General features: G+C 71.1%; 21 protein-coding genes. 11 read left to right on the plus strand and 10 right to left on the minus strand.

Annotated features, from left to right (window positions below; all coding sequences use genetic code 11):
* Positions 1 to 146: 146 nt before the first annotated feature.
* Positions 147 to 785 (minus strand): DUF305 domain-containing protein, encoded by a 639-nt coding sequence (locus ACGFIK_RS08580; protein ID WP_327024735.1) that lies wholly within the window; start codon positions 783 to 785, stop codon positions 147 to 149.
* Between the two features lie 259 nt (positions 786 to 1,044).
* Here ACGFIK_RS08580 and ACGFIK_RS08585 point away from each other — a divergent pair, with 259 nt between their 5' ends.
* Entirely contained in the window at positions 1,045 to 1,314 is a 270-nt protein-coding gene (locus tag ACGFIK_RS08585; RefSeq protein WP_327024734.1) for a type II toxin-antitoxin system prevent-host-death family antitoxin, read from the plus strand.
* Positions 1,304 to 1,720 (plus strand): type II toxin-antitoxin system VapC family toxin, encoded by a 417-nt coding sequence (locus ACGFIK_RS08590; RefSeq protein ID WP_327024733.1) that lies wholly within the window; start codon positions 1,304 to 1,306, stop codon positions 1,718 to 1,720. Before ACGFIK_RS08585 ends, ACGFIK_RS08590 begins: the two co-directional genes overlap by 11 nt.
* 387 nt (positions 1,721 to 2,107) lie before the next feature.
* Here the strand turns inward: ACGFIK_RS08590 and ACGFIK_RS08595 are convergent, their stop codons facing one another.
* Entirely contained in the window at positions 2,108 to 2,338 is a 231-nt protein-coding gene (locus ACGFIK_RS08595; protein WP_327024732.1) for a winged helix-turn-helix domain-containing protein, read from the minus strand.
* Between the two features lie 587 nt (positions 2,339 to 2,925).
* On the opposite strand from ACGFIK_RS08595, the gene ACGFIK_RS08600 reads away from it, so the two are divergent.
* Entirely contained in the window at positions 2,926 to 3,825 is a 900-nt protein-coding gene (locus ACGFIK_RS08600) for a TIGR01777 family oxidoreductase (RefSeq protein WP_327027024.1), read from the plus strand.
* A gap of 12 nt (positions 3,826 to 3,837) precedes the next feature.
* On the opposite strand, the gene ACGFIK_RS08605 is transcribed toward ACGFIK_RS08600, so the two are convergent.
* Positions 3,838 to 5,058 carry a PHB depolymerase family esterase gene (locus ACGFIK_RS08605; protein ID WP_327024731.1) on the minus strand — a complete coding sequence of 407 codons (1,221 nt, stop codon included), beginning with the start codon at positions 5,056 to 5,058 and terminating at the stop codon, positions 3,838 to 3,840.
* A 174-nt stretch (positions 5,059 to 5,232) separates the two neighbouring features.
* On the opposite strand from ACGFIK_RS08605, the gene ACGFIK_RS08610 reads away from it, so the two are divergent.
* The 4 genes from ACGFIK_RS08610 (at position 5,233) to ACGFIK_RS08625 (ending at position 9,664) form a co-directional block, all read left to right on the plus strand.
* Positions 5,233 to 7,050 carry a DUF2079 domain-containing protein gene (locus ACGFIK_RS08610; RefSeq protein ID WP_393338445.1) on the plus strand — a complete coding sequence of 606 codons (1,818 nt, stop codon included), beginning with the start codon at positions 5,233 to 5,235 and terminating at the stop codon, positions 7,048 to 7,050.
* A gap of 58 nt (positions 7,051 to 7,108) precedes the next feature.
* Positions 7,109 to 7,747 (plus strand): lipoyl(octanoyl) transferase LipB, encoded by a 639-nt coding sequence (gene lipB, locus ACGFIK_RS08615; protein ID WP_327024729.1) that lies wholly within the window; start codon positions 7,109 to 7,111, stop codon positions 7,745 to 7,747.
* Between the two features lie 103 nt (positions 7,748 to 7,850).
* Positions 7,851 to 8,897 carry a lipoyl synthase gene (gene lipA, locus ACGFIK_RS08620; protein WP_327024728.1) on the plus strand — a complete coding sequence of 349 codons (1,047 nt, stop codon included), beginning with the start codon at positions 7,851 to 7,853 and terminating at the stop codon, positions 8,895 to 8,897.
* Between the two features lie 80 nt (positions 8,898 to 8,977).
* Complete coding sequence (locus ACGFIK_RS08625) at positions 8,978 to 9,664, plus strand: DUF4191 domain-containing protein (RefSeq protein WP_327024727.1); 687 nt, start codon at positions 8,978 to 8,980, stop codon at positions 9,662 to 9,664.
* Between the two features lie 302 nt (positions 9,665 to 9,966).
* Here the strand turns inward: ACGFIK_RS08625 and ACGFIK_RS08630 are convergent, their stop codons facing one another.
* Positions 9,967 to 10,302 carry an RDD family protein gene (locus tag ACGFIK_RS08630; protein ID WP_327027023.1) on the minus strand — a complete coding sequence of 112 codons (336 nt, stop codon included), beginning with the start codon at positions 10,300 to 10,302 and terminating at the stop codon, positions 9,967 to 9,969.
* Between the two features lie 321 nt (positions 10,303 to 10,623).
* On the opposite strand from ACGFIK_RS08630, the gene glnA reads away from it, so the two are divergent.
* The 4 genes from glnA to ACGFIK_RS08650 all read left to right on the plus strand — a co-directional run bounded on the left by glnA (position 10,624) and on the right by ACGFIK_RS08650 (position 14,177).
* Complete coding sequence (gene glnA, locus ACGFIK_RS08635; RefSeq protein ID WP_327024726.1) at positions 10,624 to 12,048, plus strand: type I glutamate--ammonia ligase; 1,425 nt, start codon at positions 10,624 to 10,626, stop codon at positions 12,046 to 12,048.
* Positions 12,049 to 12,206: 158 nt separating this feature from the next.
* Positions 12,207 to 12,755, plus strand: a complete 549-nt coding sequence (locus ACGFIK_RS08640; protein ID WP_393338450.1) for an RDD family protein — start codon at positions 12,207 to 12,209, stop codon at positions 12,753 to 12,755.
* Between the two features lie 85 nt (positions 12,756 to 12,840).
* Positions 12,841 to 13,200, plus strand: coding sequence for a PadR family transcriptional regulator (locus ACGFIK_RS08645; RefSeq protein WP_327024724.1), 360 nt, complete (start codon positions 12,841 to 12,843; stop codon positions 13,198 to 13,200).
* The gene (locus ACGFIK_RS08650) at positions 13,197 to 14,177 is read left to right on the plus strand and encodes a hypothetical protein (protein WP_393338453.1); all 981 of its coding nucleotides are present in this window, start codon (positions 13,197 to 13,199) and stop codon (positions 14,175 to 14,177) included. The genes ACGFIK_RS08645 and ACGFIK_RS08650 overlap by 4 nt, the downstream gene beginning before the upstream one ends.
* A 56-nt stretch (positions 14,178 to 14,233) precedes the next feature.
* On the opposite strand, the gene mptB (ACGFIK_RS08655) is transcribed toward ACGFIK_RS08650, so the two are convergent.
* The 6 genes from mptB (ACGFIK_RS08655) to ACGFIK_RS08680 all read right to left on the minus strand — a co-directional run bounded on the left by mptB (ACGFIK_RS08655) (position 14,234) and on the right by ACGFIK_RS08680 (position 24,009).
* Positions 14,234 to 15,766 (minus strand): polyprenol phosphomannose-dependent alpha 1,6 mannosyltransferase MptB, encoded by a 1,533-nt coding sequence (gene mptB / locus ACGFIK_RS08655; RefSeq protein WP_393338455.1) that lies wholly within the window; start codon positions 15,764 to 15,766, stop codon positions 14,234 to 14,236.
* A 14-nt stretch (positions 15,767 to 15,780) separates the two neighbouring features.
* Complete coding sequence (mptB, locus tag ACGFIK_RS08660) at positions 15,781 to 17,181, minus strand: polyprenol phosphomannose-dependent alpha 1,6 mannosyltransferase MptB (RefSeq protein ID WP_393338458.1); 1,401 nt, start codon at positions 17,179 to 17,181, stop codon at positions 15,781 to 15,783.
* Positions 17,182 to 17,257: 76 nt separating this feature from the next.
* Positions 17,258 to 17,809 (minus strand): helix-turn-helix transcriptional regulator, encoded by a 552-nt coding sequence (locus ACGFIK_RS08665; protein ID WP_327024720.1) that lies wholly within the window; start codon positions 17,807 to 17,809, stop codon positions 17,258 to 17,260.
* 723 nt (positions 17,810 to 18,532) lie between these two features.
* Positions 18,533 to 20,119: a hypothetical protein gene (locus ACGFIK_RS08670; protein ID WP_393338461.1), complete on the minus strand. Its 1,587-nt coding sequence runs from the start codon at positions 20,117 to 20,119 to the stop codon at positions 18,533 to 18,535.
* Positions 20,120 to 20,194: 75 nt separating this feature from the next.
* Entirely contained in the window at positions 20,195 to 23,242 is a 3,048-nt protein-coding gene (locus ACGFIK_RS08675; RefSeq protein WP_327024718.1) for a bifunctional [glutamine synthetase] adenylyltransferase/[glutamine synthetase]-adenylyl-L-tyrosine phosphorylase, read from the minus strand.
* Positions 23,242 to 24,009, minus strand: a complete 768-nt coding sequence (locus ACGFIK_RS08680) for a type 1 glutamine amidotransferase (RefSeq protein ID WP_327024717.1) — start codon at positions 24,007 to 24,009, stop codon at positions 23,242 to 23,244. Before ACGFIK_RS08680 ends, ACGFIK_RS08675 begins: the two co-directional genes overlap by 1 nt.
* Positions 24,010 to 24,091 lie beyond the last annotated feature (82 nt).

Raw genomic sequence — 24,091 nt, forward strand, 5'->3', positions numbered from 1 at the left:
ATTCGAGCCGAGGTGCCCCTCGCCTTTGCGTCACCTCGCCGTGGCCCCGGCCGAAACCGAGCCGACGGTACGCCGTGGTCCTGGCCGGAAACGACCTGACGGGTACGCCGTGGTCCTGCTCGGACAGCAGGACCACGGCGAGGATGTCAGCGCATCGCGGCCAGCATCTTCTGCATCCGGGTGATCTCGATGCTCTGGTCGGCCTCGAACTCCCGGGCGAACTGGTCGGCGGCCGGTTCCAGCCCGCCGCCGGAGGCGTACAGCTCCTCCACCATCGACACCGCCCCCTCGTGGTGACGGATCATCAGGGTGAGGAACAGCTTGTCGAACTCCGCGTCCCGAGCCTGCTTGAGCTCGTCGAACTGCTCGGGGGTGAGCATGCCCGGCATCAGCTCGTGCCCGGAGTGACCGGCGTTCGGCCCGCTGGTCGGCACGTTGCGCTCCTCCAGCCACTGGTTCATCAGCGCGATCTCGTCCCGCTGGGAGACGTCGATCCGCTTGGCCAGCAGCCTGATGTCCGGGTTCTTCGTACGGTCGTTCACCAGGGCCGTCATCGTCAGGGCCTGCTGGTGGTGCGGGATCATGCCCTGGATGAACATCGTGTCCGCGGCGGTGAACTTGGGTGGCGAAATCTTCGCCACCTCTTCCTCGGAGAGGGTCTTACCCACCTGGCCCGGGGCACCCGGCTGGACCACATGAGAGCTCGGCGGCTGGTACGGCGGTGGTTCGCTGTCCGGCCAGGCGGCGTACGCCACCCCCGAACCGACCACGGCCGTGAGGGCCACGGCCGAAATGATCATGCGACGAGACAGCGCCATGACTCACGTACCCAATCTCAGGTTGAGCTGCACAGATATGAAGGCCATAGTGCCTCATGCCGCAGGAGGTCACCAGGGACCGGGCGGCTTTCGGTGGGTCAACCACGGGTCAGCGGACGGCTGGCTGGTCGGGTAACGGAGGCGGTGGTCTCGTGGCTTGAGCGCCGTCATCTCGACCCGCGACCAATCTGTAGCACCTTGTAGCACGTCGGGTTAGAATCTGTCCGTGGCTGAGCACGCTCATCGGGAGATCACACAGCGAGAGCTGCGCAACGACTCGGGCACGATCATGCGCGGCGTGGAACGGGGTGAATCCTTCATCATCACGCGTAACGGCACCCCGATCGGGAAGCTGATCCCGCTCCGGCGGCGCACTTTCGTACCGCGCGCCGAGGTGATGGCCGCCTTCGCCACCGCTCCTGTGCTCGACGTCGAGAAGTTCCGTCGGGACATCGACGCGACGGCTGACCAGGATCCGTTCAGTCGTGAGTGGTGACTCTCCCGTCCGGGGCCTGATCGACACCAACATCGTCATCCATCTCGCTGCCCTCGACCCCGACGAACTGCCCGAAGAGATGGTGATCAGCGCCGTGACGCTCGCGGAGCTGTCCGCCGGCCCACACCACGCCGACGACCAGGCCGAACGGGCCCGGCGAACCAGCGTGCTGCAACACGTCGAGGCCACCTTTGATCCACTACCGTTCGACGCCGAGGCAGCGCGAGCCTTCGGCATGCTCACCAGCGCGGTCCTGGCCACCGGCCGCACCACTCGCCGCCGGCTCGCCGACCTGATGATCGCCTCAGTGGCCCAAGCCAACGGTCTACCGCTCTACACGACCAATCCGAACGACTTCGCCGGACTGGAGGACCTGGTCCGCGTCCAGCCGGTACGCCGCCCCTGACCACACCCACGGCCGCCGGCCGAGCAGCGCCCGCGGAGAGCACCATCCACGGGAGCCGTGGCGCAGGCCCTTGCGGTAGTCCGAGGCGAACTCGTCGTCACTTCGCACCGGCTGAGGGCCCCGCGATACGGCCAGTCTGGACCTATCGCACGCGCGTGATCGCGCTCGATCCTGGATCGAGTGGCGTCGGCGTCGCTGCGTGGCCACTCGATCCCAGATCGAGCGCGATCATGGCTGCGCCGACCGGAACATGTCCCGGACACGGGAGAAAGCTGAAGGCAGATCTGGCCGCCAGCACTGTTCAAGGTGCAGGCAGCTTGGTGGCGCCGTGGAGCTTCGCCCTCGACTCTTCGATCCCGTCAGTCCGCCAGGCGAAGCTCGATCCTGTCAGTCCGCCGGGGGACGCTCGGTCACGAAGACGCCGACGCCGTGCACACCTTCCACCAAGCCTTGCATCTGCAGCACGAGAATCGCCTGGCGCACGACGGTCGCGGAGACATTGTGCTCCTGTTTGAGCTGCGCGGTCGACGGCAGCTTCGCTCCCGGCGCGAGCTCGCCGGATTCGATCTGCGCCCGAATCCCATCGGCCAACTGCGCCCACTTCGCTTTGGCGGGCATACACACACTCCCAGGTCTGCACCGCCATTCGACCACGAACAACTTTGTAGGACAAGCAAGGAGTAGTCCGGCCTTACACAACAAGTCGTGTAAAGCTCCCAATGACTGGTTCCCAGGTCTGCAAACCGGAGCTGGTCGTCCTGCAGGACCGCCCGGCCGACCGCTTCCCCCGAGGGTCGGCCGGGTGACCGCCCATGCCCGTCACCCGACAGACGGGCTTCACCAGCAGGCCCGGGGTGGGTGCCGGGCTCCGGTCGGCTGCGCACCGGCCGCCCCCGCCCGCCTCGGCGCCACTTTCTGTCTGGAGGTACGACATGCAACCGGTGACCGAACCCGTGGCGCTGCTGGTCTACCTGGGCGGGCTGCTGCACGACGCGGCCGACCAACTGCACACGCTCAACCCGCACGGCGGTTCGGCGCCGGCGCAGCTCTTCGACCGCTTCCTCGGCTGGGCGCTGATCCGACGAGCGGTGGACGACCCGACTCGGCACCCGGTGCCGGGAGCGTCTGCCTCCGGGGCGCAAGCTATTTCGCCGCGTGACCGACCAGACAGGGTCGGGCTGCTGCGCGTACCGGAAGATATGAGGATGCGGATCCTCATGGCCGGCGCGTCCGGCTTCCTCGGCACCCGGCTGGTCGACCTGCTCGTCGCCGACGGGCACCAGGTGACCCGGCTGGTCCGGCGGCCACCGCGTACCCCGGACGAGCGGCAGTGGTCACCCTCGGCGGGCCAGCTGGACCCGGCCCTGGTGGCCGAGGCCGACGCGGTGGTCAACCTGGCCGGTGCCGGGGTGGGTGACCGGCGCTGGAACGACCGGTACAAGCAGTTGATCCGGACCAGCCGGGTGGACACCACGAGCACCCTGGCCATCACCATCGCCGGGTTGCCGGCCGCGGACCGACCGGAGGTGCTGCTGAACGCCTCCGCGATCGGCTGGTACGGCAACACCGGCGACCGGGTGGTCGAGGAGGACGCCCCGGCCGGGGAGGGCTTCCTGGCCGATGTGGCCCGGGTGTGGGAGGCCGCTACCCGGCCGGCCGAGGACGCCGGGGTACGGGTGGTGCGGCTGCGCACCGGGTTGCCGCTGCACCGCGAGGGTGGGCTGCTCAAGCCGATGCTGCTGCCGTTCAAGCTGGGCATCGCCGGGCGGCTGGGCAGCGGACGGCAGTGGATTCCGTGGATCTCGATGGTCGACTGGCTGAACGCCACCACCTATCTGCTCGCCCGCGCCGACCTGGCCGGGCCGGTGAACGTGGTCGGCCCGGCCCCGGTCACCAACGCCGAGTTCACCCGGGAGCTGGCCCGGCAGGTGCACCGTCCCGCCGTCATCCCGATCCCGGCCCTGGCCCTGAAGGTGGCCCTGGGTGGCTTCGCCCAGGAGGCCCTGACCAGCACCCGGGTCCTGCCCGGCGTACTGACCCGGGCCGATTTCCGCTTCCGCCACCCCGACCTGCCCAGCGCCCTGCGGGCCGGGCTCCAGGACTGACCCCGGCTCCGCTCAGCAGCCGATGGTCCAGTGGTTGGGGGCGATCTGCCGCAGGGCGGTGGTGTAGAAGGTGTTGTAGAGCCCCATCCGCTGGTTGGAGCCGTTGGCGTAGGCGTACCCACCGGAGTGGTAGGCCCGGCCGGCGACCACATGGGCGTAGTTGCTGGCGGTGACACAGGTCGGGACACCGGTAGGGCTCGGGGAGACCGTCGGGCTCGGCGACACCGTCGGGCTGGGGGTGGGCGGGGGCGTGCCACCGCCGTCCAGGCCGAAGAAGAGCGCGTCCCGGTACGTCGAGCAGATGGTGTCCAGGAAGTACGCCGCAGCGGTGCCGCACTGGTCCATGGCCGTACCCGGGTCGACCGGGGTGCCGTGGCCCATGCCGGAGATCCGGTACAGCCGTACCGCGTCCCTGCCGTACACCTCCAGGCTGGTGCCGCCGGGCAGTTGGGCGGTGCTGGTCGGGGTCTGCGTCACCCCGAGCACGTTGGTCCACTGGTCACGGGACTCCACGGCGTTGGCCGTCGCCACGGTGTAGTCGGCGGTGCCGTGCCAGATCGCCACCCGGGGGCGCGGGCCGGAGTGACCGGGGTGGGCGGCGCGCACCAGGTCACCCCACTGCGCCGGGGTCTTGTCCACCCCGGGGTTCATGCAGGAGAAGGCGTTGACCATGCCGGTGGCGCAGCGGTACGGCAGGCCGGCGATGACCGAGCCGGCGGCGAAGACCTCCGGGTAGGTGGCCAGCAGGGCCGCGCTCATCGCCCCGCCGCCGGACAGGCCGCTGACGTACACCCGGTCGGCGGCCGTGCCGTAGCGGGAGCGGGCGTGGTCGACCATCTGTTTGATGGACAGCACCTCACCCTGCCCCCGGCTGGTGTCGCCGATCTCGAACCAGTTGAAGCAGGCACTGGAGTTGTTGGCCGACCGCTGCTCGGGCACGATGACGGTGAACTTCCACTGGTCGGCGTACCTGCGCCAGCCGGAGTTGGCGAAGTAGCCGGCGGCGTCCTGGGCGCAGCCGTGCAGCAGCACGACGGCCGGGGCCCCGGCGGGCAGGTTGTCCGGCCGGTAGGCGTACATGGCCAGGTTGCCGGGGTTGGTGCCGAAGCCGGTGACCTGGGCCAGGGAGGCCGCCTGGGCGGGTACGGCGGCCGCCACCGGGGCGGTGGCGGCCAGGACCAGAGCGGCCAGTACGCCGGCCAGCCGGCCGAAGGGGGTACGGATGCGGCGCACGGGACCTCCCGAGGAATGTGATCTGGATCACCGATGATTACCGCGAGGTTACGCAGATGGATCCGGGCGATGACATGGCGAGGATGCACACATTCGTCGATGTCCGGGTGTGGGACCCCGGCTTGCACCCGGAAGGTGCCGGCGTGTCCGGACGCGGTTGGTAACGTCCGCTAGGTGCCCACCTCGCCGTCCGTGGCGTCCGCGCCCACCTCACCGGTACCCGTCACCCGTGATCGTCGCGCCGACCTGATCGTGACACTCGTCGCGCTGGCGCTCGCCGTCTGGGTGACAAGTGGGCTGTGGCGGGATCCGAACGGTCGCGCGATCACGGTCAACTCCAGCGACCAGGCGCTGTTCGAATGGCTGCTGGCCTTCGGCGGGCACGCGGTCAGCCACGGGGACAACCCCCTCTACACGTACCTGATCAACGTGCCGGACGGGGTGAACCTGGCGGTCAACACCTCGATCACGGTGTACGCGGTGGTCTTCGCCCCCCTGACGTACCTGATCGGGCCGCCGGCCACCTTCCTGGTGATCCTCACCCTGAACCTGGCCGCCACCGCGATCGCCTGGTACTGGCTGCTCTCCCGGCACCTGGTGCGCAGCCCACTGGCCGCCGCCGTCGGCGGGCTGTTCATCGGCTTCTCCCCCGGCATGATCTCGCACGCCAACGCCCACCTGAACTGGACCGCCGGTTGGCTGGTGCCGCTGCTGGTGTGGCGGGTCTTCGCGCTGCGCCGACCCGGGCACTGGCTGCGCGACGGGGTGATCCTGGGACTGCTCGTCGCGATCGCCTTCTCGATCGCCGCCGAGGGGCTGTTCTTCACCGCCCTGGCCCTGGGCCTGTTCGTGGCCGTCTGGGCGCTGCACCCGGCCAACCGGGCCGAGGCCCGGGCGGTGCTGCCGTCCTTCCTGCGGGGCCTCGCGGTGACCGCGGTGGTCGCGGGGGTGCTGCTGGCGTACCCCCTGTGGTTGCACTTCGCCGGGCCGCAGCGCTTCCACGGCACCGGCTTCGACCCGGTGATCCACTCCGAGGACATCGCCGCCTACGCGGCCTTCCCGCGCCGCTCCCTGGCCGGAGAGGCCGGCCTGCGTACCTCGCTGGCACCGAACCCCACCGAGGAGAACTCCTTCTTCGGGTGGCCGCTGCTGGTGCTCACCCTCTGCTGCTTCGTGCTGCTGTGGCGTCGGGCGGATCCGCGTCGCCGGGCCACCCTGTGGGCCCTGGGCGCCCTGGCGGTGGTCTTCAGCGTGCTCTCCTTCGGGCCGGTGGCGAAGGTCGACGGTCGGCGTACCGACCTGCCGATGCCCTTCGACCTGCTAGGGCACCTGCCGGTGGTGAACGCCGCGCTGCCCGCCCGGCTGGCCCTGGTGGTGACCCCGGTGATCGGCCTGCTGCTGGCGTACGCCATCGACCAGTTGCGGCAGCGACCACCGCGCCGGCCGGCGGCGGTGGCCTGGATCCTGGGTTTCGTGGCCGCGTTGCTGCCGCTGTTCCCTACCCCCCTGCTGACCAGCGAACGGGAGCCGATCCCCCGCTTCATCACCTCCGGCGCCTGGCGGGAGTACGTCTCCCCCGGCGGGGTGTTGACCCCGGTGCCGCTGGCCCTGGACGTCTACCCCGACGGGCAGCGCTGGCAGGCGTACGCCCTGGCCAACCGGCAGGGTGAGTTCGCGATCCCGTCCGGGTTCTTCCTCGGGCCCGGCGGTCCGGACGGCCGGGGCCGGATCGGGCCGGTGCCCCGGCCCTTCAGCGCCCTGCTCGACCAGGCCGCCCGCACCGGCCTGCCCCCGATCGTCACCGCAGGCACCCGCGAGGATGTCCGGGCCGACCTGGAGCACTGGCGCATCGAGACCGTGGTGCTCCCCGACGAGGTGCACGGGGCCAAGTGGCCGGTCGACGAGGAGGCGCTGCGCCGGACCCTGACCATGCTGCTCGGCGAACCGGAGCGGGTCGAGGACGTCTGGCTCTGGCGGGTCCGCGAGAACTGACCGCGGGTGAGCTGGCTCACCCCAGGTGACCAGCGAGTACGGGTCTAGGCTGGATCACGTGACCACGACGACCTCCGGCCTGACGGCCGTGCGCGCCGGTGTCCTCGACTACACCGCAGCCTGGGACGAACAGCGCCGCCTGCACGAGGCGGTGGTCTCCGGCGAGTCCGGCGACACCGTGCTGCTGCTGGAGCACCCGAGCGTCTACACCGCCGGCAAGCGCACCGAGCCGTGGGACCGCCCGATGGACGGCACCCCCGTGGTCGATGTGGACCGGGGCGGCAAGATCACCTGGCACGGTCCGGGGCAGTTGGTCGGCTACCCGATCCTGCGCCTGCCCGACCCGATCGACGTGGTCGCGTACGTACGGCGGGTCGAGCAGATGCTGATCGACGTGTGCGCCGAGTTCGGCCTGACCGCCGGCCGGGTCGAGGGGCGCAGCGGCGTCTGGGTGCCGGAGGACGACCGAGGCCCGGCCCGCAAGGTGGCCGCCATCGGCATCCGGGTAGCCCAGGGGGCCACCCTGCACGGCTTCTCGATCAACTGCGACTGCGACCTGACCCACTTCGACAAGATCGTGCCCTGCGGCATCCGCGACGCCGGAGTCACCTCCCTCTCCGCCGAACTGAACCGCCCCATCACCATCACCGAGGTCCTCCCCGTCGTCGAAACCCACCTCCCCACCCTCACCGCCTGACCCGTTCTGCCGCGTTGATCAAGAGGTTTGCGTCAGGATCGGCGCCGTCACCGACGCTCTTGATCAACTTTGAATGGGTGGGGGGATTCACAGGGGTTGGGGGGTGACGGGGGTCGCCCGCTGTTCATCGACGGCCGCCGTCCGACGTAGGCTCGTTTTCGTGACGATCGAGCACACCGCACCGACGACCGGCCAGGCCACGCGCAGCGCGACCCCCGCCCCAGAAGGGCGACGGCTGCTGCGCATCGAGGCTCGCAACGCCGAGACGCCGATCGAACGCAAACCCCCGTGGATCAAGGTCAAGGCCAAGATGGGCCCGGAGTACACCCAACTGCGCGGGCTGGTCTCGCGCGAAGGGCTGCACACGGTGTGCCAGGAGGCCGGCTGCCCCAACATCTACGAATGTTGGGAGGACCGGGAGGCCACCTTCCTCATCGGTGGTGACCAGTGCACCCGCCGCTGCGACTTCTGCCAGATCGACACCGGCAAGCCGGCCGAGTTCGACGCCGACGAGCCGCGCCGGGTGGCCGAGTCCGTGGTCTCGATGGGCCTGCGGTACGCCACCATCACCGGCGTCGCCCGTGACGACCTGCCCGACGGCGGTGCCTGGCTGTACGCCGAGACCGTCCGGCAGATCCACGCCCTGCAGCCCGGCTGCGGCGTGGAGCTGCTGATTCCCGACTTCAACGCCGTACCGGAGCAGCTCGCCGAGGTCTTCGGGGCGCGACCGGAAGTGCTCGCGCACAACGTCGAGACGGTGCCGCGGATCTTCAAGCGGATCCGGCCGGCGTTCCGCTACGAGCGGTCCCTGGACGTCATCCGGCAGGCCCGCGCCGCCGGTCTGGTGACGAAGAGCAACCTGATCCTGGGCATGGGCGAGGAGCGCGCCGAGATCTCCCAGGCGCTGCGCGACCTGCACGAGGCCGGCTGCGAGCTGATCACCATCACCCAGTACCTGCGCCCCTCCCCCCGGCACCACCCGGTGGAGCGCTGGGTCAAGCCGGAGGAGTTCGTCGAGCTGAGCACCGAGGCCGAGGAGATCGGCTTCGCCGGGGTGATGAGCGGGCCGCTGGTGCGCTCGTCGTACCGAGCTGGAAGGCTCTACCAGCAGGCCCTCTCCGCCCGCGAAGGTGCCGCCCAGACTGCCTGAGGTCCAGGCCGATCCGGCCGCCCGGGCACAGCACCCGGGCGCGGATCGGCCCTGGGTGGCCGACCACTAGACTTGGGGCCATGGCAAAGCCCCAGGAGAAGGTCTCGTTCGGTCAGCGGCTGAAGCAGATCGGGTTGGTGTTCCGCTTCACCGCCAAGCAGGACAAGTGGTTCGCGCCGCTGGCCGCCGGTGCGGTGCTGATCCCACTCGCGCTGACCGTCGTCGCGATCGTGCGCTGGGGCTGGCTGTGGCTGCCGCTGGGCATCCTGTTCGCCCTGCTCTTCCTGCTGATCGTGCTCAACCTGCGGTCCAACCGGGCGATGATGAACGCCGCCGAGGGGCAGCCGGGCGCCGCCGCGCAGATCATGGAGAGCATGCGCGGTGACTGGCGGGTCTCCCCCGCGGTCAGCTCGACCACCCAGATGGACATGGTCCACCTGGTCATCGGCCGACCGGGCGTGATCCTGCTGGCCGAAGGAAACCCGCAGCGGGTCCGCAGCCTGCTCGGCCAGGAGAAGCGTCGGCTAGCCAAGGTGATCGGCAACGCCCCGCTCTACGACTACGTGATCGGTCAGGAGGAGGGCGAACTGCCCATCCGCAAGCTGCGGATGACGCTGATGCGGCTGCCCCGCAACCTCAGCGGCAAGGACGTCAACTCCCTGGACAAGCGGCTCAAGGCCCTCACCGCCCGCCCGCAGATGCCCAAGGGCGCCATCCCCAAGAACCTCCGCCCGCCACGCGGCGCCCGCCAGATGCGCGGCCGCTGACCGCCCCGGCTCCGCATCGCCCCACCGCACCACCACCCGCCGCGTCCGCCGGCCCGCGCGTGCACAACCCCGCCCGCGCCCCGCGTCACGTCGGCGGGTGACCCCTGTGCGGCTACCCGCGTGCGCCGGTCACCCCCTCCGCGCCGAGGCCACTCCGCAGCACCCCGCAGCACCCCGCAGCGGCGATCATGCACTTTCGGTCGCCGTTATGCCAGGTATGAGCGGTTTGCCGAGACCAAAAGTGCATGATCGCGGGGCAAGAGGGGGCGCGGGTGGGCGGCGAGAGGCGAGGGCGAGGGGGGTCAGCGGGGGGCGGGGATGGTTACTGAGCGGGTCAGGCGGTCGTGTAGGCCGCGGCGGTGCTGGTCCATGAGGAGGGCGGGCACCACCAGGGCCAGGAGTACGCCGCGCAGCAGGGCGCGCAGCAGGCCGATCCGGCCACCGTCGGTCCAGTCCACGCAGCGGATCCGGGTCACGTACATGCCGGGGGTCTGGGCGAACAGGCCGAGGAAGACGGCGTACTCCACGATCAGCACGAGGACCGGCGCCCAGCCGTCGCGCGTCGGGCTGGCGAACAGGCCGGCCGCGAGCAGGCAGAGCACCCAGTCGATGATCAGCGCTCCGAATCGTCGCCCCAGATCGGCCGGTACGAAGTCCGGGTCGACTGCGGGCGGTGTCGGAGGGTGCGGCGGGGTTGTCACAGCGGCCAAGGTTACTCAGCGCTGTGGTGACAACCGGGCGCAGGTCCGGCACGAGGTCGCGAAATCGGACGACCTACCTGAAGCTTCACTAGACTGGCCCTGTCGGACCCGTCCCTCCGGTCCCAGCGGCCCCAACTGTTAGAGGTGACACACCGCGAGGGACGTAACACGGCAGAAACACTGGAGACATGGCTGGGCAACCCCACAGCCATAGCGTCGCCAGGAGCCTAGCTACCCGTGGACGTGCCAGGAGGACGAGTGTTCGCCAATCCCGAGGAACTCCTGCGTTACCTCAAGAACGAGGACGTAAAGTTCGTCGACGTTCGTTTCTGTGACCTACCCGGCGTCATGCAGCACTTCAACCTGCCGGTGGAGTCTGTCGACGACTCCTTCTTCAACGACGGTCTCGCCTTCGACGGATCGTCGATCCGTGGTTTCCAGGCGATCCACGAGTCGGACATGCTCCTGCTCCCGGACGTCGCGACCGCCTTCATCGACCCCTTCCGCACGCAGAAGACCCTCGCGCTGAACTTCTTCATCCACGACCCGTTCACCCGCGAGGCGTACTCCCGGGACCCCCGGAACGTGGCGAAGAAGGCCGAGGCGTACCTCGCCGCCAGCGGCATCGCGGACACCGCGTACTTCGGCGCCGAGGCCGAGTTCTACATCTTCGACTCGATCCGCCACGAGACCTCGGCGCACCAGTCGTTCTACTACATCGACTCGATCGAGGGCGCCTGGAACACCGGCCGCGAGGAGGCGGGCGGCAACCGGGGCTACAAGACCGCGTACAAGGGTGGCTACTTCCCGGTGCCGCCGGTGGACCACTACGCCGACCTGCGCGACTCGATCGTCCGCCGGCTGATCGACACCGGCTTCACCGTGGAGCGCTCGCACCACGAGGTCGGCACCGCCGGCCAGGCGGAGATCAACTACAAGTTCTCCACCCTGCTGCACGCCGGCGACCAGATGCAGCTGTTCAAGTACATCGTCAAGAACCAGGCCTGGGCCGCCGGCAAGACCGCGACCTTCATGCCGAAGCCGCTCTTCGGCGACAACGGCTCCGGCATGCACACCCACCAGAGCCTCTGGCTCAACGGTGAGCCGCTGTTCTACGACGAGACCGGCTACGCCGGCCTGTCCGAGACCGCCCGCTGGTACATCGGCGGTCTGCTGCACCACGCCCCGTCGCTGCTGGCCTTCACCAACCCGACGGTCAACTCGTACCGTCGTCTGGTGCCGGGCTTCGAGGCGCCGGTCAACCTGGTCTACTCGCAGCGCAACCGCTCCGCCTGCACCCGCATCCCGGTCACCGGCAGCAACCCGAAGGCCAAGCGCGTCGAGTTCCGGGTGCCGGACCCGTCGGCCAACGTCTACCTCGCCTTCTCGGCGATGCTGATGGCCGGCCTGGACGGCATCAAGAACAAGATGGAGCCGCCGGCGCCGATCGACAAGGACCTCTACGACCTCCCGCCGGAGGAGTGGGGCGACGTCAAGCAGGTGCCGGGCTCCCTGCCGGCCGTGCTGGACTCCCTGGAGGCCGACCACGACTACCTGCTCGACGGTGGGGTCTTCACCCCGGACCTGATCTCCACCTGGGTCGACTGGAAGCGGGCCAACGAGGTCGACCCGGTGCGTCTGCGCCCGACCCCGCACGAGTTCGCGATGTACTTCGACTGCTGAGGCAGATCAGCTCCGGTCGGGCCGGCTCCGCGTTCGCGGGGCCGGCCCGGCCGCGTCTGGGCCCCCTGCCTCGAACAATCCACCCCCTCCGGTCCGCCTGTCGAAGCTGCCGCACACTGTGCCGACAGGTGCCACAAGATCGGACAGGAGAACACACCATGACCCTCCGCGGGATGGAACGGCCGTCGACCCGGCTGGAGGCCGCCAAGGCGTACGCGGAGCACGCCTGGGGACCGGGGACCTCCAGACGGGTGGCCACCTTCACCGACGGCACCCCGTACCTGCGGGCGGGTCTGGTGGGCCAGGTCCTGGCCTGGCTGATCGACGCGGTGGTGTGCCTGTTCGGTGTCGGGGTCTGTGTCGTAGCCCTGGCCCTGCTGCACGACGGCGGGCAGGGCCTGTCCATCGATGCCGTCGCCGTGCTGGCGCTCGCCGCGTGCTTCGTGGTGCCGATGCTGTACGGGCTGTGCTACCGCAACGGGCGAGCCCTCGGCGGGGTCCTCACCGGCACCCGGCTGGTACGGGTCGCCGACGGCGGTCGACTGGGCCTGACCGGCTGCTGGGCCATGGTGGTCCGGACGGTGTTCCTGCCGATTCTGCTGGCCATCGTGGTGCTGAGTGCGGCCACCGGGTTGGGGATGGCCGGTTCGCGGACCAGCATCGACCGGGCCGCCACCCGACAGTTGCGGGATGCCGGCCTCCGGTGACCCCTCACCAGACTGGGCACTGACTCAGGTCGGCCCGCGCGTGTCAGGGACCCCCGGATACCTTCGCGTCCGATATATTGCGGGCATGGATACGCCGCTACGCGAACCCACCTTCCTCATCCTCACCGCCCTGGCGCGCGAACCGATGCACGGCTACGCGATCATCGGCGAGGTCGCCGCCCTCTCCGAGGGACGGCTCTCACTGCGCCCCGGCACCCTCTACGGTGCGCTGGACCGGCTCACCGACGCCGGGCTGGTAGAGGTCGACCGGGAGGAGACAGTGGACGGTCGGCTGCGCCGCTACTACCGCCTCTCCCCCAGCGGGGACGCCACCCTGGCCGCCGAGACCGAGCGGCTGCGGCGCAACGTCGAGGCGGCCACCGCCCGGCTGCGCACCCGCCGGGTCCAGGCGCTGACTCCGCGTACGGCCGGGGGGTTGGCATGAGCGAGTTGGCGCGACACTACCGGCGCCTGCTGCGGGCGTACCCGGCGGACTACCGACGCGAGCGCGGCGACGAGATCGTCGGGACCTACCTGGACCTGGCGGGTCCTGAACGGCGTTGGCCCTCCCCGGCGGAGGCCGCCGACCTGCTGCGCGGGGGTCTGCGGCAGCGGTTGCGGGCTGCCGGCGCGACCGATCTGCTTCCCGGGGTACGCCTGGCCGGGCTGCTGGCCCTGGCCACCGCCGTCTTCCTGGCCGGCTTCTGGGCCACGGTCGAGCCGAACGCCCCCAGGCCCGAGTGGGGCATGCCGGGTTTCGGCCCCTTCGTCTCGGTCGGGGTGATCGTCTGGTGCGCCTGGCTGCTCTGCGCGCCGCTGCTGTTCGTGGCGCCGGGCAGGATCACCCGGGTCGCCCTAGCCGTGGCGATCCTGGCCACCACTGTCGCTCCGGTGCTGGGTGGGCTGTTCGGGGCACCCCGCCCGCCGCTGTCCGTCCTGGCCCCACAGGTGGCCCTCGGAGTGCTGGCCCTGGCTGTGGGCGACCGGCTGCCGCGACCGGTGCGGGCCCTGCCGAGCATGGCGGCGCTCGCCGGGGTCGGTACCGGGCTGGCCCTGGTCGGGCAGGGTTACTGGGGTTGGTACGCCTGGACGGCCGAGCAACTGCTGCCGATCACCGGCACGGTCCTGCTGGTGATCGCCGTGCTGCTGGCGATCGGGCTGGGGATACGGCGCGACGAGCGCGGCGGTTGGGCCACGGTGGCCCTGCTGACCCCGGTCGGCCTGCTCAACGCGCACCTGCTGGCCGGGGCGGTCGACGGCCTGGCCAGCGGCGCCCCACGTCCCACCTACCCGACCATGGTCGCCACCGCGATCGCGGTCGCCCTGATCGGCCCGGCCCTGCTACCGGCAGCCGTGGCGCTGCGTCGCCGGGTGGGCCTGCGACCGGCCACCTCCTGCCCCACCTGCGGTAACCACCGCTGACCGGATACCGGAGGGTGTCAGTCGCAGCCCGGGCCGCGCTGGCGCCCTCCGGTGAGTCATCGACCCGGCGCCCGTCTCCTGCGCCGGGACGGGGCCCAGAGCAGGATTGCCAGTACCAGGAGGGTCATCGCCACCGCGCCGGGTGCCTTGACCAGTCGGGCCACATTGGTGCCGTCCGGCAGGGCCAGGAAGGACGCCGCCGCGCAGGGCAGCAGGAACCAGGTGGTCCGGCCGGCGGTCACCGCCAGCACCGCCAGGGGCCAGGTGGCGTACCAGGGGTGGAACACCGGTGCCAGGACCACCGTGGCGACCAGCGCCACCCCGGCACCACTGAGCGCCAGCCGCCACCGGGCCACCCGGGGGTCGGTTGCCGAAGCACCAGTGGGGATCACGGCCCGAGTGGACCCACGAAGCGCGGACCAGGTCCGCCACCACAGGAAGCCCAGGAACCCGGCCAGCAGGACCAGCCCGACCACCCGGGCCACCGACACCGCGCCCAGGTCCCGGCCGGCCAGCTCACCGGCGTAGTCGACGACCATGCCGACCGCGGTCGGGGGCGAGGTCCACTGCACGGTGTCGCCACTGCTGCTCAACCCGCCGATCCAGCCCAGCCCCAGACCGGGCAGCAGGGAGGTCACCGCCACGGCCCCGAGCACCCCGAGGGCCAGCAGACCGCCGTCACGCAGCAGCACCGGCAGGATGTACCGGCCGCGTACCGCAGCCAGCGCCGCGAAGGGCAACACCACCACGGCGGTGGCCTTCACCGACACCGCCAGCCCGAGCAGCACCCCGGCGACCAGCAACCATCCCGCAGCCGGCCACTGTTGCCACGCCGCCGTAGGCCGTCTCGACGCCGCCGAGGGAGCCGGACGGCGGGCCAGCAGCAGCAGGCCGGGCAGGAGCAGGCCGAGCATCACCGCGTCGTTGTGCGCGCCGGCCACCAGGTGTACGCCGACAAGTGGGCAGGCCAGCACCAGCCAGGTCGCCCGTCGGGCCGGTACCCCGGCCGCCCGCGCCAGGGCGGGCAGGCAGAAGGCGGCCACCAGCAGGCCCGCCACCGCCAGCACCCGCAACGCCACCACCGTGCCGACCAGGCCACCGCCGAGCATCACCGCCAGGGCCGCGAGCAGCACGAAGACCGGACCGTACGGGGCAGGGGTGTCCCGCCAGACCGGGGCGACCGCCTCCAGCCAGGGGCAGCCGGCCGCCGCCACCCCGATGGCGTACGGGTCACCGCCGTCGGCGTACACCCAACCCTGGCAGGCGTACGAGTACACGTCCCGGCTGCCCAGGGGGGCGCTGAACAGCAGCGGCAGGGCCCACAACCCGGCGGTGCGGTAGGCCCACCGAGCCGAGGGTGCGCCCGCACGCAACACCCACCAGGCCCCGACCATGGCGGCGGTACCGGCCAGCCACAGGGCCACCGTCAGCGGGCCGGTGTCGGAGTCCCAGACCCGGACAGTGGTGGCCCCCGGCAGGGCACCACCGAGATATCCGGCGACCACCAGCAGCAGGGCCCCGACCAGCCCCAGGTGACGGGCCCCCCGGTCGCGCGGGGAGACAGGTCGGGGAGCGCCGGGGTCGGTCACCGGCGTACCTCTCCTCAGTCGGCGGGAACGGGACGGCGGGCCGTCCTCGCCGACCGTATCAAGCGGACCGCCACCACGATCACGAACAGGGTCATCAGGGGCGCACCGATGGTCTTGGTGTGCCGGGGCAGCCCGGTGCCGTCGGCCAGCACGTGGAAGGCGGAGTACACCGCCACCGCGCTGAACCACCAGGTCCGGTGGGCGGTGGCGGCCAGCAGGACCAGCGGCCAGAACCAGTACCAGGGGTGGAACAGCGGGGCCAGCGCCACCGCCGCGGTCAGGGCCAGGGCGGCGTGCCACAGGGGTTCCCGGTACCGGGCCCGGAACCACAGCCACACCAGCAGCGCCGCCAGCACCACCATGGCGATGCCCCGGGTCACCGGCAGGGCGTCGATGTGCAGGCCGAACGGCAACGCCAGGTAGCCGAGGGTCTGCCCGACCGCGGTCGGCGGCGAGGTCCAGGCGATCACCTCGTTGCCGTGCGAGAGCCCGGTGATCCAGCCCAGGTCCAGTCCGGCGGCCAGGGTCACCCCGAACAGGGTGCCCACCGCGCCACCTACCACCGGCGTACCGTCGCGCAGCAGCCCGCGCAGGGAGAAACCGTTGGGGATCGCGGCCAGCGCCGCGAACGGCACCACCACCAGTGCGGTGACCTTGACCCCGGCGGCCAGGCCGAGCACCACCCCCCCGGCCAGCAGCGGCCAGGTACGGCCCGGCCAGGTGACCACGATGGCCAGTCCGGCCACCATCAGCCCGACCATCATCGCGTCGTTGTGCACCCCGGAGATCAGGTGCACCCCCACCAGCGGGCTGGCCAGGGCCAACCAGAGCGCCCGGCCGACCGGTACGCCGCAGCGGCGGGCCAGCACCGGCAGGCAGGCCGCCGTCAGCACCACCCCGGCCACCGCGAGCACCCGGAACAGGGCGATGCTGCCGAGCAGCGAACCGGTAGCGGCGACCACCGCGCCGGAGATCACCACGAACAGCGGACCGTACGGCGCCGGGGTGTCCCGCCAGATGTACGACATGGTGTCCAGCCAGGGGCAGGGCAGGGTGGAGACACCGTACTCGTACGGGCTGATGCCGTTGGCGTAGCTGGCCCCCTGGCAGGCGTAGGCGTACGCGTCGCGGCTGCCCAGCGGCGGGGTGACCAGGAAGGGCAGGATCCACAGCGCGGCGGTGGTCAACGCCCAGCGGGCCGAGGGCACCCGGTCGCGCAACACCCACCAGGCCACCGACATGGCGATGGTGCCGAACAACCACAAACCGATGATCCACGGCCCGTTCGGGCCCAGCCAGATCTTCACCGGGTCGGGTCGTAGGTCCCCGTCGGGCAGGGCGCCGCCGAGGAAGGCAGCCACCGCCAACATGATCGATCCGGCCAGTCCAGTCCAGCGCACGAGGTGATGGGACACGCCCGCCATGCTGCCAGTACCGTGAGCGCGGTACGGAGGTGGGCTCTGCGCCTATCGGTCTCGGTTGTGCCCGGGACTACGAACTCCTGACGCTCTCCTCCCACAGCGTCATCAGGTCCTGAGTCTCCTCAGCACAGGCGGCAACCAGGTAGAGAACGGCATGCTTGGGAAGGGGCTCCTTCCCGTCCAACCATCGCCGCCACTTGTGCCGACTGAGGTCGGTGATCTCTTCCAGCCGCACCACGTCGAGTCCCGATCGGTCGACCAGATAACGGACGCGGGCCGTCAGCCGGCAGGTCTTTCTGAAGGAAACTCCGGACAGCTGGCGGGTCCCGCCGTCTAAGGGGAGAGCAGCGCTCCGAGTGCCTGTTCCGGATCGGGCCGCCTGAGCCTTGGCCGCCTCGTTCCACAGCGCGACCAGCCGGACACCGTCCCCACCGCAGACGACACTCATGCGTTCAACCGCCTGCCGTGGCGGGAACTGCTTACCGTTGAGCCAGCGCTGCCAAGATGACCTGCTGTAACTAGTCCGTTGACCTAGCCGGGTCAGGCTCAATGCCGATTTGTCCTTGAGGATACGCAGCTCTACCACCAGATACCCCGCCGCCTCCGAAAGATCTTCAGGCAAGCTGCTCCACACAATTTACCCCCGTCTTCATAATACACGCAGGAGCCTGCGACAGAACGGCGTCCCTCAATGTCTCTGAACGTTTCGAGAGTCTAGCGGAACGGACGTTGCCACGCCAGACTTGACCAGTCAGCGCACCCATCGAGACCATCCCCTGGATTTACACACGAAGGGCGTCAATAGTTTCCCGCTGACAGACCCAAAAGGCAGCCCCCGGAAGAAATGGGAAAAGAAATGCTGAGAAACTATCGGACCGTCTTGGCCGCCGCGGTGTTTGCAGTTCCATTCGCACTAGCGATACCAGGGACGGCGCAGGCACACGGCACGTGCGCGGAAGTCCCCGGCCGGGGCGCGGGTTGTGTCGCTGCCAGCCACACCAGCGTCTCCGTCTGTGACAGTGCAGCGGACGGCTGGGGCGTGCGGACGTGGTACACGACGAGCAACGGAATCACGGACCATGTCGGTGACGCGAATGGCGCCACTGCCGGATGCGGCTCCGAGAGCCCACTCGGCGGCGGAACCATCACCTCGTACCGGGTCTGCGCTGGCCCAGACGGCGCCAACCGCGAGTGCACGCCGTGGTACACCGCATAGGTAGCTGTCCGGCTGGCGACCTGCCGGCGAGCACCCGCCCGTCGACGATCGAAACCGTTCGTCGACGGGCGGAGGTTGCCCTCGCGCACCGTCCGGCGCGAAACTCCTCCCTTCAGCAGACCGGGCGGGTCAACAGTGATTCCTCGGTATCAGGTCGCTTGATATCGAGAAATCACCCGGGGTACCGACGCTGACCTCGGTCCATCCGTCACGCCCCGGCCGCAGGCAACCGTCTCCACCGGTCAGGGAAAGCCAGCGTGACCACCGGACCCGGACCAGCGCCTCCCCAGCCCGATCGCTGGTGAACCGCACCCGGGCCTGATCGGCGGCGACCAACCGGCCCGGCAAGCCGACCAACGGCGCGTGATCGACGACGGCATAGAGTCGCCAGTCCGGGCTGCGCCACACCTCGCGCAGGTAAGGCGCGCCAGCGAGGACGAGTTCGGCCTCGTCCCGCGCCCACCGGTCGGGTACAGCCTCGGGCGCGACAGCGACGTACTCGACCGCGTTGTCGCGCAACCAACGCGCGTACGCGTCGGCGGTCAGCCGATCTGCATAGTAGAGAGCGTTGCGGTCGGCATCGACCTGCCGTTCCCAACCCCGGGCCACCGGCACCGTCGGCGGGACGTACGCCGACTCCCAATGGTCCCTAAGCGGCACCACCTCGACCCGGCCCACCGGTTGCCGGCGGGCCAACTCATCGGTGAGCGGCCGGTAGAACGCCACGGAACTTTCCGCCGAGCCGGCGCGCAGCACATCGCCGACCATCACCGGGTTCTGCCACCAGACGGTGGCGGCGAGCAGACCGGCCAGCCATGGCCCGGGCACCGCGGCGTACCCGGCCAGCAGCGGCAGACCGAGAAGCATCGGCAGCCGCAAGCTGTTGGAACCGATCGGACTGGGCAGGTAGTAGGCAGTCACCAGCAACACCACAGTGAGCAGCGCGCCGATCCGCAACACCCGTCGCCGAGGCCCGACGAGGGCGTACACCAACACGACCAGCGCCACGTTGGTGCGCATCGACTCAGCTGAGTACGGCTGGATGCCGCCGTTGCCGAACAGCACCGTCATCGGCGTGATCGCGAGCGCCGGGGCGAGGCAGAGGACGAGGCCCTCGATCGGCGACCGGTCGACCCGCCAACCCCCGGGCAGCGGCCGTCCGGCACCGTCATCGCGGCGCAGAGCGGCCAGCAGCAGTGCGGCGCCGGCCAACCCGACGAAAAGCCCGGCGACCGGGCTGGCCCAGGTAGCGACCACAGCGAGCAAGGCGCCCATGGCGAGCCGCAGCGGTCGGGCCAGCCGCTGCGCGGTGATCGCGCAGAGTGCGAGCAACCCGAACGCGAGCCCTACGGCGAAGGTGATCCGGCCGCTGGCCAGGTTGCCGACCAGCACCACGGCGCCCAGGATGCTGGCGAGCAGCGGCCGCCGGGCGCCGGACCGCACGAACAGCCACGCCAGCGCCGCCGCCGACACGACCGCCGCCACAGCGCCCAGTAAGCGCACGCCGATCAGTGCACCGAGTAATTGAGTGAACAGGCTGTACCCGAACTGGTTGATCCCGCCGTACCAGGAGAGGTCGACCGGGGCCAGGCCGAAGCGGTCGGCGAAGGCGGCGCGGGCGACCTGCGCCGACAGGTCGGTACCCATGGGCGGGGCGAGCATGAATGCGGCGGCGAGGAGCACCGACACCACTAACGCCGCAAGGACGGGACGCACGGCTGGTTCACGGCTGGTCGTCGGCACCGAGCAGTCGTACCACGCCGGATACGGGCCCGTCCGGCCGGGCCGACGTCAGCTGTCCAGGACGCGTTGGGTGGCGGTGCGGGAGCGGCGGCCGGTGCGCAGGTACTCGTCGAGGAACTCACCGGGGTCGTCGGCGCCGAGCAGGCGGACCACCCCGGCCAGTTCCACTCCGTGCCGGGGCAGTTGGTCCCCGGCCCGACCCCGGACCAGCATCAGGGCGTTGCGGACCTGGGCCGCCAGGGTCCACCCGGCCGCCATCGCCTCGGCGTCCGCCGGGTCGATCAGGCCCAGGTCACGGGCGGCCGTGAGGGCGTCGAGGGTACGGGTGCCGCGCAGCGCCGGGTACGCCCCGGCGTGGCGCAGTTGGAGCAGTTGCACCGCCCACTCGACGTCGGCCAGCCCGCCCCGGCCCAGTTTGGTGTGGGTGGCCGGGTCGGCGCCCCGGGGCAGCCGTTCGGTCTCCACCCGCGCCTTGATCCGGCGGATCTCGATGATCTGTTCCCGGGTCAGCCCGTCGGCGGGGTAGCGCACCGGGTCGACCATCTGCTCGAACCGGGTGCCCAGGTCGGCGTCGCCGCAGACACAGCGGGCCCGCAGCAGGGCCTGGGCCTCCCACACCCTCGACCAGCGGGCGTAGTACTGCTGGTAGGCGGCGAGGCTGCGGACCAGCGGCCCCTGCCGGCCCTCCGGGCGCAGGTCGGCGTCGACCCCCAGCGGCGGGTCGGGGGCGGGCATACCGAGCAACCGCCGCAACTCCTCGGCGATGGCCTGGGCGGCGGCGCTGGCGGCGCTCTCGCTGACACCCTCGGGTGGCTCGTAGACGAACAGCACGTCGGCGTCGGAGAGGTAGTTGGACTCGTACCCTCCGAGCCGACCCATCCCGATCACCGCGAACTTCAGGTCCGGCATCGACGGCTGGGTGGCTCGGGCGGTTCGCAGGGCGGCGGCGAGGGTGGCGTCGGTGACATCGGAGAGGGCGGTGCCGACCGCGGTGATGTCGGCCAGTCCGGGGGTGGCCCGCTCACCGTCCCCCCGGGAGGGGGCCAGTGAACCGGCCCGGCTGAGCACGTCGGCGCAGGCCAGGCGGAGCAGTTCCCGCCGACGCAGGGCCCGGACCGCCCGGATGGCCTCCACCGGGTCGGTGTGCCGGTCCGCCGCGGCGGCGAATCCGTCGAACAGCACCGCACGGGGGCGGGGGCGCAGTTCGGTCTCCTCGGCCAGCAGGCGCAGCGCCTCCGGTTCGCGGGCCAGCAGGTCCGCCGCGTACCGGGAGGAGGAGAGCACCCGGGCCAGTCGGCGGGCCACCGGCCCGGAGTCGCGCAGCAGCCGCAGGTACCAGGGGGTGCTGCCCAGGGAGTCGGAGACCTGGCGGTAGTTGAGCAGGCCCCGGTCCGGTTCCGGGGCGTCGGCGAATTCGCTGAGCAGCACCGGCAGCAGGGTGCGCTGGATCGCGGCCGTGCGGCTGACCCCGCCGGTGAGGGCCTGGAGGTGACGCAGGGCTCCGGCCGGGTCGGCGAAGCCGAGGATCTCCAGCCGGTTGCGGGCCGCCTGGGGGGTCAGCCGCAGACCGTCGGCCGGTACCCGGGCCACCGACTCCAGCAGGGGGCGGTAGAGCAGTTTGGCGTGCAGCCGGCGTACCTCGGTGGCGTGGGTGACCCACTCGGCGCGGAAGGCCTCGACGGCGCTGCGTCCCGGGCTGGCGGTGTAGCCGAGGGCGGCGGCCAGCCAGCGCAGGGCGCCCGGATCGGTGGGCACGGTGTGGGTTCGCCGCAGGCCCTGAAGTTGCAGGCGGTGCTCCACCCCGCGCAGGAAGCGGTACCCGCGCAGCAGCGCCTCCCCGTCGGCCCGGCCGACGTAGCCGCCGGTGACCAGGGCCCGCAGGGCGGGAATGGTGCCGGGGGTACGCAGTGACTCGTCGCCGCGCCCGTGCACCAGTTGGAGCAGTTGCACCGCGAACTCGATGTCCCGCAGTCCACCGGGACCGCGTTTGATCTCGCGTTCCTGCTCCTTCGGCGGAATGTGGTCGATGATCTTGCGACGCATGGCCCGGACGTCCTCGACCGCCTCCGGGCGCTCGGCCGCCTGCCACACCAGGGGGGCCAGCGCGTCGATCCACTCCTGGCCCAGGGCCAGGTCACCGGCGGCCGGGCGGGCCTTGAGCAGGGCCTGGAACTCCCAGGTGCGGGCCCAGCGGCGGTAGTACGCCAGGTGGCTGGCCAGGGTGCGGACCAGCGGGCCCCGGTTGCCCTCGGGACGCAGGGCGGCGTCTACCGGCCAGGCCACCAGCCCACAGATGTGGATCAGCCGGGTGGCCACCGTGGTGGCCGCGGCCAGGTCCTCGTCCTCGGCCGCCACGAAGATCACGTCCACGTCGGAGACGTAGTTGAGTTCGCCACCGCCGCACTTACCCATCGCCACCACGGCCAGCCGGGGCAGGGCGGCGCCCTCCGGCAGCTCGTCCACGGCGATCCGGTAGGCCGCCGACAGGGTGGCGTCGGCCAACCCGGAGAGGGCGGCCATGGTCTGCTCCAGGGCCCGCCCGCCGGTCAGGTCGGCCGCCGCGATCCGCAACAGGGCCAGCCGGTACGCCCGCCGCAGCACGGCCACCGGGTTACCGTCCCCGGTAACGTCCAGCCGCCCGTCGGCGCTCGGGGCCAGCCCGTCCGGCTCGGTACGCAGCACGGTCCACTGGTCGGGGTTGGCGACCAGATGGTCGCCCAGCGCCGAGGAGGCCCCCAGTACGGCGATCACCCGGCGGCGCAGTCCCGGGTCGTCGTGCAGGGCCGCCAGCACCGTCGACCCCGCACCGATGCCGCCCGGCGTGCCGGCGGCCGTGCCGTTGGGGCCGGTCCGGGTCCGGCGTTCCGACTCGACCAGGCGATGCAGTTGGCGCAGCGCCAGATCCGGGTCGGCGGCCCGGGACAGCGCGGTGAGCAGTTCCTGGGCCGCCTCATCGGTGGGTTCCTGGGTCTGCGGTCGCCACAGGTCCAGTCCGGTGGGGCCCAGCAGGTCGGCGGCGCGGGCACCGCCGTCGGAGTCGGCGACGTCGAAGCCGTACCGGGCCAGCCGGCCGGTGGCGCTGGTGGGCCTGCCCATCAGTGCCCGAGCAGCGGCAGGGTGCGGCGCGGCCCGTCGTCGTCCAGTTCCCCGAGGGCCAGGGCGGCGAACCGGGCGGCGAAGGGCTGCCAGACCTCCTCCACATCGACCATCACCGCGTCACAGGCGGCGACCACCAGCTCCGGGTCGTAGCCCAGCTCGGCCAGCAGGGCCGAGTCGGTGGCCCAGTCGGCGATCATCGCGGTGTCGCACTCGATGTGGAATTGCAGCCCCCAGGCCCGGTCGCCCAGCCGGAAGGCCTGATGCGGGTAGCGGGTGGAGGCGGCCAGCAGGGTGGCACCGACCGGCAGTTCGGTGATCTCGTCGGCGTGCCACTGCAACACGTCCGGTATCAGCGGCACGTACCGGAACAGGGGGTCCGTCTCGGCGGCGTCGCGTCGCCCGACCACGGCGGGGCCGACCTCCGGCCCGGCCGGGCTGCGCTCGACCGTGCCGGCATGGGCGGTGGCGAGCAGTTGCGCGCCCAGGCAGATGCCCAGGGTCGGCACCCGGTGCCGGACCGCCTTGCGCAGCAGCGCCTCGACCTGCGGAAACCAGGGGGCCCCGGGGGCCCCGTCCGGGCCGGGGTAGACCTGCTGGTCACCACCGAGCACCACCAGCGCGGCGTGTCCCGCCAGATCGGCCGGGAGTTCGTCGCCTGCGTGCGGGCGGACCACGGACAGGTCCAGACCCGCCTCCGTCAGCCATTCCCCCAACCGTCTCGCATCGTCGGTCGGGTCGTTCTCGATCACCAACGCAGTTCCCACGTCGTCGAGGCTATCCGGTCGGACCGATCCGGGCCGCGCGCGGGACTAGGCTCTCCGGCTGTGTCCGACCACACCGCCGCTG

It is taken from the genome of Micromonospora sp. NPDC048871 (assembly GCF_043198155.1).
Taxonomy (GTDB): domain Bacteria; phylum Actinomycetota; class Actinomycetes; order Mycobacteriales; family Micromonosporaceae; genus Micromonospora.